The 10,998-nt window shown below is 63.5% G+C and carries 12 protein-coding genes; 5 read left to right on the top strand and 7 right to left on the bottom strand.

The features are described 5' to 3' along the window. Positions 1-15 precede the first annotated feature (15 nt). Positions 16-807 carry a heme ABC transporter ATP-binding protein gene (locus J9889_RS02450; protein ID WP_210555928.1) on the top strand — a complete coding sequence of 264 codons (792 nt, stop codon included), beginning with the start codon at positions 16-18 and terminating at the stop codon, positions 805-807. A 150-nt stretch (positions 808-957) separates the two neighbouring features. Here J9889_RS02450 and J9889_RS02455 read toward each other — a convergent pair whose 3' ends face one another. Next, on the bottom strand, positions 958-1,566 hold the full coding sequence (locus J9889_RS02455; RefSeq protein WP_134695483.1) for a YitT family protein: 609 nt from the start codon (positions 1,564-1,566) through the stop codon (positions 958-960). 316 nt (positions 1,567-1,882) lie between these two features. On the opposite strand from J9889_RS02455, the gene J9889_RS02460 reads away from it, so the two are divergent. Together J9889_RS02460 and J9889_RS02465 are read left to right on the top strand one after the other, a co-directional pair. Then, positions 1,883-3,244: a UDP-glucose/GDP-mannose dehydrogenase family protein gene (locus J9889_RS02460; protein WP_210555929.1), complete on the top strand. Its 1,362-nt coding sequence runs from the start codon at positions 1,883-1,885 to the stop codon at positions 3,242-3,244. After that, the gene (locus J9889_RS02465; protein WP_210555930.1) at positions 3,241-4,251 is read left to right on the top strand and encodes an NAD-dependent epimerase; all 1,011 of its coding nucleotides are present in this window, start codon (positions 3,241-3,243) and stop codon (positions 4,249-4,251) included. Before J9889_RS02460 ends, J9889_RS02465 begins: the two co-directional genes overlap by 4 nt. A gap of 300 nt (positions 4,252-4,551) precedes the next feature. On the opposite strand, the gene J9889_RS02470 is transcribed toward J9889_RS02465, so the two are convergent. The 3 genes from J9889_RS02470 to J9889_RS02480 are packed head-to-tail and all read right to left on the bottom strand — an operon-like array spanning position 4,552 to position 7,323. Beyond that, positions 4,552-6,243, bottom strand: a complete 1,692-nt coding sequence (locus J9889_RS02470) for a glycosyltransferase family 39 protein (RefSeq protein WP_210555931.1) — start codon at positions 6,241-6,243, stop codon at positions 4,552-4,554. Then, on the bottom strand, positions 6,230-6,595 hold the full coding sequence (locus J9889_RS02475) for a lipid-A-disaccharide synthase N-terminal domain-containing protein (protein ID WP_043758321.1): 366 nt from the start codon (positions 6,593-6,595) through the stop codon (positions 6,230-6,232). The genes J9889_RS02470 and J9889_RS02475 overlap by 14 nt, the downstream gene beginning before the upstream one ends. Next, the gene (locus J9889_RS02480; protein WP_223915106.1) at positions 6,595-7,323 is read right to left on the bottom strand and encodes a glycosyltransferase family 2 protein; all 729 of its coding nucleotides are present in this window, start codon (positions 7,321-7,323) and stop codon (positions 6,595-6,597) included. Before J9889_RS02480 ends, J9889_RS02475 begins: the two co-directional genes overlap by 1 nt. Before the next feature lie 118 nt (positions 7,324-7,441). On the opposite strand from J9889_RS02480, the gene J9889_RS02485 reads away from it, so the two are divergent. Continuing rightward, positions 7,442-7,642, top strand: a complete 201-nt coding sequence (locus tag J9889_RS02485) for a hypothetical protein (RefSeq protein ID WP_210555933.1) — start codon at positions 7,442-7,444, stop codon at positions 7,640-7,642. A 38-nt stretch (positions 7,643-7,680) separates the two neighbouring features. Next, positions 7,681-8,523, top strand: a complete 843-nt coding sequence (locus tag J9889_RS02490; RefSeq protein ID WP_210555934.1) for a lytic transglycosylase domain-containing protein — start codon at positions 7,681-7,683, stop codon at positions 8,521-8,523. A gap of 587 nt (positions 8,524-9,110) precedes the next feature. Here the strand turns inward: J9889_RS02490 and J9889_RS02495 are convergent. From J9889_RS02495 to J9889_RS02505, 3 genes are all read right to left on the bottom strand, one after another. Then, entirely contained in the window at positions 9,111-9,275 is a 165-nt protein-coding gene (locus J9889_RS02495) for a hypothetical protein (RefSeq protein ID WP_210555935.1), read from the bottom strand. Positions 9,276-9,283: 8 nt separating this feature from the next. After that, positions 9,284-9,598, bottom strand: a complete 315-nt coding sequence (locus J9889_RS02500) for a hypothetical protein (RefSeq protein ID WP_210555936.1) — start codon at positions 9,596-9,598, stop codon at positions 9,284-9,286. After that, on the bottom strand, positions 9,595-10,998 hold a 1,404-nt coding region (locus J9889_RS02505; protein ID WP_210555937.1), incomplete at its 5' end, for a hypothetical protein. The genes J9889_RS02505 and J9889_RS02500, both read right to left, overlap by 4 nt.

The raw sequence follows: 10,998 nt of genomic DNA on the forward strand, positions 1-10,998 counted from the left end.
CAGGAGACAGTCCCCTTGCCCGGAACCCCCTCCCCCCTGCTTGAGTGCCGGGAGATCAGCCTCACCCGGGGCAACCGCCTCATCCTGGACTGCCTGGATCTCAGCCTGCAGGCGGGCAGTCTGACCGCCTTGCTCGGCCCCAATGGCGCGGGCAAGAGTTCGCTGCTCAAGTGCCTGACCGGCGAGCTGGCCTGTCAGGGCTCCATCACCCTGTTCGGCAGGGAACGCCAGAGCTGGGCCGGCAACGAGCTGGCGCACCGGGTCGGCGTGTTGCCCCAGAGCTCCTCCCTGAGCTTTCCCTTCCTCTGCGAGGAGGTGGTGGCCATGGGGCGCCTGCCCCACAGCGAGCCCGCCAGCCGGCGCGACCACATAGTGCGGGCCGCCATGGCCCACGCAGGGGTGGATCATCTGGCTGGCCGCCTCTACCCGGGCCTCTCCGGCGGGGAGCGCCAGCGCGTGCAGTTTGCCCGGGTACTGGCCCAGATCTGGCAGGCGCCCGACGAGCCCCAACAGCCGAGGCTGCTGCTGCTCGACGAACCCACCTCGGCCCTCGACCTCAAGTACCAGCACCAGCTGCTCGCCATGGCCCGCGCCCTGGCCGGCCGCCACACCGCCGTGCTGGTGGTGCTGCACGATCTCAACCTCGCAGCCCGCTACGCCGACCGGCTGGTGATGCTGGCGCAGGGCCGCCTGATGGCGGACGGCGCCCCGGCAGAGGTGCTGACGCCGGCGCTCATCGAGCGGCTCTACGGCTACCCGGCCCAGGTGCTCCACCACCCCCGGAGCGGCCTGCCCATGGTGATCTGATCTCGGGCCCGCCGCCGTCCATCGCGATAACCCCCCAGGCCCCGGAAACGGACCGCCCAGAGAGCCGGGGCCGAGCACCAGCCCCCCCAGACTGCAGATACAAAAAGAGCGCCATCAGGCGCTCTCTTTGTTTCACGGCAAGCCGGCGGCTCAGGCAATCTGATAGCGGCCCGGCTTGTGATTGAGTGTCAACACCAGGTTACAGATGATGGCGGCCACCACGGAGAGGGCCAGCAACCAGGGGGAGACCACGAAGAAAGAGGCGATGACGATGGCACAATCCAGCCCCATTTGCAGCTTTCCCGCCCGGATGCCGAACCTGTCCTGAATGAAGAGCGCCAGGATGTTGAAGCCCCCCAGGCTCGCCTTGTGGCGGAACATGATGAGCAGCCCCATGCCGATCAGGGTGCCCCCGATCAGGGCCGCATAGACGGGCTCAATCTTGCCTATCTGCAACACGGCGTTGAGGTGATCCGTCATGAAGGAGACGGTGGCCACGGCGGCGAAGGTATTGAGGGTGAAGCGCGGCCCCATCCTGAGCCAGGCCAGGGCATAGAAGGGCAGGTTCATGGTGAAGAACAGCAGGCCGAAGCTGATGCCGGTCACCTGCTGCAACAGCAGGGCCAACCCGGCGGTGCCACCGGTGAGCAGCCCGACCTGATGGAACAGGAAGATGCCGAGTGAAACGAAACCTGCCGCGGTCAGCAGGGCGAGCACATCCTCATAGAGCGGGTGCGCAGAGCGGGGGGTGTTGTCCATAACCGGGTGTCCATGCGAAGTGAAAGAGTGTCTGCCGCCATCTCTGGCGGGAATGAGCCCCGTGGGCCGGGACTTCGTAATGGCCACAGTGTCCGGTTTGAGTGAGCCGGATCACAAGTCCGCGACCACACGCACCAAAATGGTGCTCGTCAGCCCAGCGTTACAGCCCCTGCACCAAGATCTGCCACTCCCTCTTGGGCCAGGCTGAAGAGAACCTGAAGAAACGCTGAAAACCCGGCAGAGCCCGCTGTTCACGGGGTTTAATCGCTCTAGAATGGCTGTCTTGCAACAAGTCTGCCTCAAGGAGCTATCGCAGATGAGAGTCACCGTATTCGGGATAGGGTATGTCGGTCTGGTCCAGGCCGCCGTGCTGGCGGAGATGGGCCACCAGGTGACCTGCGTGGATGTGGATGCCGCCAAGGTGGCGCGCCTCAAGGAGGGGTTCATCCCCATCTTCGAACCCGGCCTCGCCCCCATGGTGCAGGCCAACCATCAGGCCGGCCGCCTGCACTTCACCACGGATGTGACCGAAGGGGTAGCCTTCGCCGAGCTCATCTTCATCGCGGTCGGTACCCCGCCGGACGAGGACGGCTCCGCCGATCTCAAGCACGTGCTGGCGGTGGCGGGCACCATAGGTCAGCTGATGCAGGCAGGCAAGGTGGTGATCAACAAGAGCACTGTGCCGGTCGGCACCGCCGCCAGGGTACGCCACCATATAGAGGCCATACTGCGCGATCGCGGCGTCGAGCTGCCCCTGGAGGTGGTCTCCAACCCCGAGTTCCTCAAGGAGGGGGCCGCCGTCAATGACTGCCTGCGGCCGGATCGCATCATCATCGGTACCGGCTCGTCCCATGCCTTCGCCCTGCTGGAAGAGCTCTACGCCCCCTTCAACCGCCAGCACGATCGCATCATCCAGATGGACGAACGCAGCGCCGAGCTGACCAAGTACGCCGCCAACGCCATGCTGGCCACCAAGATCTCCTTCATGAACGAGATGGCCGGGCTGGCGGAGCGCCTCGGGGCCGATATCGAGGAGGTGCGCAAGGGGATAGGCGCCGATCCGCGCATCGGCTATCACTTCATCTACCCGGGCTGCGGCTACGGCGGCTCCTGCTTCCCCAAGGATGTGAAGGCGCTGATCCATACCGCCAGCGAAAACGGCTGTGACGTGCCCCTGCTGCGCTCGGTGGAGCAGGTGAATGACAGACAGAAGCACAGGCTCGCCGAGCGCCTCCACCAGCACTTCGGTGCAGACTTGAGCGGTCTCACCTTCGCGCTCTGGGGGCTGGCCTTCAAGCCCAACACCGACGACATGCGCGAAGCCCCGAGCCGGGTGCTGATGGAGGCCATCTGGGCCGCCGGCGGCAAGGTGCAGGCGTTCGATCCCGAGGCGATGAAAGAGGCCCAGCACCTTTACGGCCTGCGCGACGATCTGGCCCTGTGCGGCACCCAGGAAGCCGCCCTCAAGGGCGCCGATGCCCTGCTCATCTGCACCGAGTGGCAACAGTTCCGCGCCCCCGACTTCGAGCTCATCAAACGCACCCTGAAGCAGCCCGTCATCCTCGACGGCCGCAACCTCTATGATCCGGCCCGCCTGCACCAGCGCGGCTTCACCTATTACGCCATTGGCCGCGGCAACAGCCTGGAACAGGCACGCATTCTGGAGAAGGCACAATGAAGTATCTCGTCACCGGCGCCGCCGGCTTCATCGGTTTTCACCTGGCGCAGCGGCTCATCAAGGAGGGCCACGAGGTGGTCGGTCTCGACAATCTCAACGACTACTACGAGGTGAGCCTGAAGGAGGCGCGCCTGGCCCGGCTCCTGCCGCTGCCCGGGTTCCGCTTCGAGCGTTGCGATCTCGCGGACAGGCAAGCCATGGCGGCATTCTTTGCCCGCGAGAGTGCCCGGGAGCGGTTCGATCGGGTGATCCACTTCGGTGCCCAGGCCGGGGTGCGCTACTCCCTGGACAACCCCTTTGCCTACGCAGACAGCAACCTCACCGGTACCCTGACGGTGCTGGAGGGATGCCGCCATCACGGGGTCGGGCACCTGGTCTACGCCTCCTCCAGCTCGGTATACGGCCTCAACGAGCAGATGCCGTTCAAGACCTCGGACGGGGTGGATCACCCCGTCTCCCTGTATGCGGCGAGCAAGAAGGCCAACGAGCTGATGGCCCACTCCTACTCCCACCTGTATGGATTGCCGACCACGGGACTGCGCTTCTTCACCGTCTACGGCCCCTGGGGACGCCCCGACATGGCGCTGTTCAAGTTCGTGCGCGCCATCCTCAATGGCGAGCCCATCGACATCTACAATCAGGGCCAGCTCAGCCGGGACTTCACCCACATCGACGACATAGTGGAAGGCATAGTGCGCATCGCGGACCGCCCGCCGGTCGGCGAGGCGAACTGGCATGGGCAGACCGAGTCGAGCCCGGCCCCCTATCGGCTCTTCAACATCGGCAACGGCAGCCCGGTGCGGCTGCTGGACTTTGTGGAGGCCATCGAGGCAGCCCTCGGCAAGCAGGCCATCCGCAACATGATGCCCATGCAACCCGGCGATGTGCTCGCCACCTGGGCCGACACCGAGGCGCTGTTCGAGGCGACGAGTTATAGACCCAGAGTCGGGTTGAAAGAGGGGGTCGAGAGTTTCGTCAACTGGTACAGATCCTACTACCAAGCCTGAGCCCCGAACGGGCGCTGTTCGTACCGAAGCTACCGGCTATAGACCCAGAGTCGGGTTGAAAGAGGGGGTCGAGAGTTTCGTCGACTGGTACAGATCCTACTACCAAGCCTGAGCCCCCAACGGGCCCTGTTCGTACCGAAGCAACCGGCTATAGACCCAGAGTCGGGTTGAGGGAAGGGGTAGAGAGCTTCGTCCACTGGTACAAGGCATATTGCAAGGTCTGATCGCACCGGGGGATCCGACAACAAGAAGGGCTGCCACTGGCAGCCCTTCTGCTTATCCGGACCCGGGTCTCCAGCCTCAGGGGCCGGGGGCATAGTGGAACGGCTCAACCCCGGGGGTAAGCCCGCGGCACTCGGGCTTGAGGGCCGAGCTGTCGGCCAGCATCCAGTCGGTGCGGTGGCGATTGCCGAGATTCTCCATGAGGGAGGGCTCGAAGCAGCGCGCCATGAGATCGGCTGCCCCCAGCACCTGGCGGCCGGGGGCGGCTGCCACCCAGGCCGCCGCCTCGCGAGCCTGCTCCTCGTCCGGCATCCGATAGGAGTAGTGCCAGAGCGGCTGACGGGTAAACAGCAGATGCTGCTCCTTGAAGCCGGCCAGCAGCAGCGCGTTCTCCGCGGGCACCCGCTCCACCGCCAGTGCCATCACCCCCTCGGGGGTGCGCAGGTCATTGAGCTTCACGCAGATCCAGCAGGAGTAGATCAGCCAGCCCACCGCCAGCGAACTGAGGATGGCGGTGAGGGGCGCCCGGCGCAGCCCGGCGTTGAGGAGCAGCAGCGCAACCCCCAGCACCAGCAAGGGCAGCCAGGGGGCCGGCCCCAGCTCTCCGGCCTTGCTCGCCAGCCTGGCACTGAAGACCAGCGCCGCGGCACCGCCCACGCCGACGATCCCCAGCAACCAGCCAAGGCCCGACAGCAGACTGCCGGGCCAGCGCCGGGCCAGCAGATCGGCGATGAAGGGGGCCGTCAGCAGGGCCAGAGCAGGCGTGCCCGGCGTGACATAGACGCCGCGCTTGCCCGGCGACACCGAGAAGAACACGATCACCAGCACCAGGTAGCCGAGCAGCAGGATGATGCGCTTGTCCCGCCCCTGAACGGCCTTGCGCCACGCCACCACCAGCCAGGGCAGCAGCAGGGAGAGGGGCAGCCAGAATGGCGGGATCACCGAAGAGAGGTAATACCAGAAGGGTTTGACGTGGTGCCAGGAGTTGGCATAGCGGGTCACCGTCTGGCGCAGCAGTATGTTGTCCCGGTAGGCCTGCAGCACGGGATCCCCGCTCTGGGCCACGGCGAGCAACATGGGCACCAGCCACAGGCCGATGGCCAGCAGCATGAACAGGGGCCCCGCCAGCCCTTTCAGCCAGTCGGCCCAGGAGGCGGCGCGGATCTGCTCCCTATGGGTCCAGACAGCCGGGATCAGGATCAGCACGGCCAGGATCCCCACCCCCTTGGTGATGATGCCAAGGCCGGCGGCGAACCAGCCGAGCCAGTACCAGCGCCAGCCCCCCTCGCAGAGCAGGAAACGGATGAAACCGTAGACGCCGAGGGTGATGAAGAAGGTCACCAGGGCGTCAATCTGCGCCGTCTTGGCCTGCAGGGTGAACTGGACGGTGAACAGCAGCAGCAGGCCGGCCATGAAGCCCACTTGCGCGCTCCACAACCGGCGGCCCAGATCCCACACCAGCGCTATGGTCAGCAGACCCGCCAGCAGGGAGGGCAGCAGGAAGGCCACCTTGATGGAGCCGGTCAGCAGATACCCTATCGCTATCCCCCACATAAACATGGGGGGCTTGTCCGGGTAGATCTCGCCGCCGCGCATGGGGAACAGCCACTGGCCGCTCTCCACCATCTCCTTGGCCACCAGGGCGAAACGGGGCTCGTCGGCCGGCCAGGGATCCCGCAGGCCCAGACCCGCTCCCAGCACCACCAGAGCGATCAGCAGCAACCAGCCCAGGGAGCGCTGGTCGAGCAAGAAGCGATCACTCGCCACCATCGCGCACCTCCCGGTTGGTGGCCAGCTTGTCCCGGTTCCAGCCGCGATGCTGGATGTCCAGATAGAGGCTGTAGAGGGCGGTGAAGGTGGGGAAGAGATTCTGCAGCACGCCGACGGAGTCCTGCTTGGGGGAGAAGACGAAGTAGCTCAGCGTCATCAGGCTGCCGAGCACACTCATGTACCAGAACAGGCGGGGAATGACGGGCCGCCCGGCCCGCTTCGAGGCAATGAACTGCACCAGCCAGCGGCCGCCGAACATGAGCGCCCCGGTGTAACCGATGATCTTCCAGCCGGTGACATGCAGACCGGTCCAGTCCAGCCAGTCCAGTGGCATGGAGAGCAGGGTATCCATCACTCCAGAATCTCCCGGATCTCGACCACCTTGGAGCGGCGCTGCAACCACCAGACGCCGACCACGTCCACCAGCCCGACCCAGAGCCGGTTCCAGACACCGTACTTGGAGACACCCGCCTGCCGAGGCCTGTGATTGACCGGCCAGGGAGACATGGCGCCCCCTTGCGCCTGGATCAGGGCGGGAATGTAGCGGTGCATGTGATTGAAGGAGGGCAAGCGCAGGTACCATTCACGGCGCACCACCTTGAGCCCGCAACCGGTATCCGGGATACCGTCCTTGAGCAGCAGATCGCGAAAACCGTTGGCCAGTTTCGACGAGAGGCGCTTGACCCAGTCGTCGCGGCGCGTGACGCGATGGCCGATGAGTCCCACCTGATTCTTGTCCGCCTCGAAGCGGCGCTTGGCTTCCTCGAGCATGGCGGGAATGTCGGCCGGATCGTTCTGGCCATCCCCATCGAGGACCACCAGCCAGTCACCGCGCCCCTGGCGCACGCCGCTCAGCACCGCCATGCTCTGGCCGACGGCCCTGACGTGTCGCACCACCCTCAGTCTGGCAAAGCGGGCCTTCAGCTCGCACAGGAGTGCGTAGCTGTCGTCCTCGCTGCCGTCATCCACATAGATCAATTCGTAGTCGTAACTGCCCCCCAAAGCGGTATCGATTTCAGTGATGAGGGGGGCCAGATTGTCCCGCTCATCCTTGGCTGGCACTACGACTGATACATCCACTGAATAACCCATAAGAGCTTCCCAACAATTGAAGAACGCAACTAATCCTGTTGCTCACATCATGCGATAGGGAGAGGGCCTTAACGCCATAACCCACTAAAATACAAGGTATTGCATCATGACGTTCGCAGTCTACCACTCTGCAATTAACGACGGCATCAACCACTGTGCATTACGCAGTCATTTTGTCCTGCCGCTCTTCCGGGCACCGCAACCCGCAGGTGCATCTCCTGGTCAAAAGTTCCATACCATTTTCGTCTCTGATGAACTGAGACATAACCACATGTTCCATCATCTGGCTGGCAGCCAGCCCACCTAGAACCTATATCTTGCGGATACGAAAATGAGGTATCCATCATGCAGAGACTCTGCATCTGGGGCTGGGGGCTCCTCCTCCTCCTGACCACGACCCCGGCCCACGCCGAAGCCTTTCGCCAGGCCCCCAAGGCGATGAGCGCCCTGCGCCAGGGCGCCACCCTGGAGCGCAGCAACCCGAGGCAGGCCATCGCCCACTACTGCTCTGCGGCTCGCCTCGGCAACCCCGAGGCCTATTTCCGCATCGGCCGCCTGCTGGCTCGCGGCCCCCAGGGGATCCGCAACGCCCGCAGCGCCAACGCCTACCTGGCCATGGCCATGCGCCTCGGCAACCAGCAGGCCGCCCGCTACTACAACGCACGGGTCGGCAATGCCCCCCTGGGTAACTGCGGCGTCGGGGGAGGTGGCGGCGCCCCCTGGGTGCAACCGGGCACGCCGTTCGATCTGGAGCACTACATCGCCCGCCAACCGGTCGCCAAGCAGCAGCTAGCAAGCCAGATCCGTAAGGCGGCCCTGCGTCACAAGGTCGATCCCAGGCTGGCACTGGCCATCGCCATCGCCGAATCCAATCTGAACAGCCAGGCCGTCTCCCCCAAACAGGCGCAGGGGGTCATGCAGCTCATCCCCGAGACCCAGGCCCGCTTCGGCGTGACCCGTCCGTTCGATGCGCAGCAGAACATCCGTGGCGCCATGATCTACCTGAAATGGCTGGAGAAGCAGTTTGGCCCTGACTGGGTCAGGATCAGCGCGGCCTACAATGCCGGGGAGCAGGCCGTGATGCGCCACGGTGGCGTGCCTCCCTATCAGGAGACCCAGGAGTATGTGCAGCGGGTGCTCTACTACTCGGGACACGATGCGGACAAGGGGCAGAAACGGCCACGCTGACCACCATCCGGGCCCGCACCGCCGTTCAGTGGGTATCCTATCGGGCCAGAGTTAAGGAAGTCTTAAGCATGAGCCCCGGCGGGTGGCCTGATGCGGCCCTCCCGCTCCCCAGCCTAGCCAGCGCCAGCCCCCCGGTGGCGGCTTTGCCGCCCTCCTCCCATTGGTTTACAATCGACGGGTTTTTTGGAACCGTGTCGGCCCCGCCGACCCGGCCCCACCACGACATCAGTCTGTTAATGCCAAGACATTAAACTGCTGAAAGGAAGAGAATTAGCCAATGGCTCAATTTATTTACACGATGAACCATTGAAGCCGCGCGCGAGCCAGCATGAGCTACAAAGAGCCGCATAAAGCTGGCAAATTCAGAGGCTTACAATTAGTTATCAGCAGCTAATCTTGGCTTTCCCCAGCTCTTTTCGTGGCCCCATTTTAGCCCCAAACACATCATTCCTGCATTTTTTGGCCCCAAGATGGCCCCAAACTGGAGCATCATTTCTGGGGGTAATCATGGCGATTGTTGTGGCGCCCATAGTTCCAGATCGCGATTCGAGCCTCAGAGCCCCGGCACATGGCCGGGGCGGGTTCAATTACTTTGGCAGCACATCGGCACAGGGGCGCGGCACCAGGACGGTTTTACCCTGGTGCTGCTCCTGCACCTGACAGACAGGGCCGGGGGCGGTCGCGGCATTCCACGCCCAGCCAAGCAGCACGGCGACGACGATAGCCGTAATCGGATCAAGACGAACGATCATGGTGTCCCCTATGCCCAGACGTATTGCGGGGTTTCGACTACCACCGTCACCGGCGCCAGGGCGGCGGCCAGGGCGGCGTCGGTGGTGCGCACGTTGGCGTGATAGCCGGGAACGGCCTCCCGCACCTCCAGCTCGATGCCATCGACAACCCGCACCTCTCCGGTGGGGCTAGTCACCATGCCCGGCGGCAGCAGTTGCAGCGAGGCGGTGGGGTGATAGAGGGCGCCGGTTTCGCTGTCTTTGACGAAGCCAGCGACCTGCAGGGCTTTGATCATGGCGGCCTTGTCGGCCGCCTTTAAGTTGAGGTCGATAAAGTCGGTCATGCGATAGCCTTCATTTGATCGTCAGTAAGAGCGCGGCGCCAGACTCGTAGATTGCGAACATGGCCGAACAGGTTTTGCGTACCAGCCGCACCTGACCCGATATTTGTCACCGCGCTGTTTGGAAGGATGGCACCAGTCCTAGTGACGGAAGCGGAAGCTGAACCACATCGCACCGTAATCTGATCACCTTTGATGCGATATACAACCGTCTCAATGGCCCCCGGAGCGTTCTTCAATAAGTACCCCTGTTCAACAGTTCCTCCGCGCATTGCAAATCGAGTGCTATCCCCAATAAGCCATGTTGTATCGGAGACGTTGAACACCCTCGGGTAGGTTGAGAGCGGGATAGATTGGTTTCTGCGCACCTCAAAAGCCACAGTCATATCTCCCCCGCCGACCGGGATATTGAGCGGGTTTTGCAGCGTAAGAAGGTCAGCTGACCGCGTTGCCGCAGCTCCGTTTGTAGGTACCAGGGCGCTGGCTACGGGGTTGTTTTCAAGCTGGGAGCCATAAACAAAGAACGCCATAGGGGCGCTGTCTGCCTGAATGATAAATGCCGCATTCGCGCCAGCGGCTCTGGTCTGAGTTACCGAGTATCTCTTCCACTCTGTCGTCAGCGTGACCGGAACTCCAACAGAACCATTGTGAATACCGATCCTGACAACCTCACCACCAACGGCCCCTTTGAGCCAAACGGATGTTGTATAAACAGCGCCATCAACCAGTGCAGCAGTTAATTCAGGGTTGGTGCCGGTATATCTGGATGTAACATCAAAACGAGTTGCATCATTCGCATTGAAAGGGCCAGGCTGGTTTGCTGTCGCTACTGAACCAGCACCCCATACCGTGAATGCGTTATGGTACTTAACAAGGTTAAGCGCCAAGCCATCAAGTGACAGCCCCCACTGATCAAACGTTGGCTCATTCACCGCTGCGGTGGTGAGAACCCCATCACGGTTGGTATAGGTCTTGGTGGTGCTGCGGGTGAATGTCAGCATCCGCGCGATCACATCATCCCCCACTTTGACCTCGCGGCCGTAGCCGGTAAACAGCCTCAGCGAGTCGGTCAGCGGCGCCCACACATCCGGCAGCGGGAGGGCGGCGGCAGCCACGATCCCCGCTGCCCGGTCAGCCTCGGTGAGGGCGCGATCCGCTTCGGTCTTTGCCCGGTCGGCTTCGACCTTGGCGCGGGCCGTCTGCCCCTCCCCTTCGCTGGCCACCTTCTTCCAACTGGGGATGGTGACGTTGGCGCCAGTGTCCGGGTTGAGGATGGCGACATCCCCCGAGCCGGTCAGCCAGGTCATCATACCGTCGAACCAGGTGCGATACTTGGCCACCAGGGAGGCCAGGTCGGCGGCAAACTGGCTGATGGTCGAGGTGCGGGTGATGTCGATCCGGTA

The sequence above is a fragment of the Aeromonas sp. PrichA-15 genome (genome assembly GCF_017939245.1).
GTDB lineage: Bacteria > Pseudomonadota > Gammaproteobacteria > Enterobacterales > Aeromonadaceae > Aeromonas > Aeromonas caviae.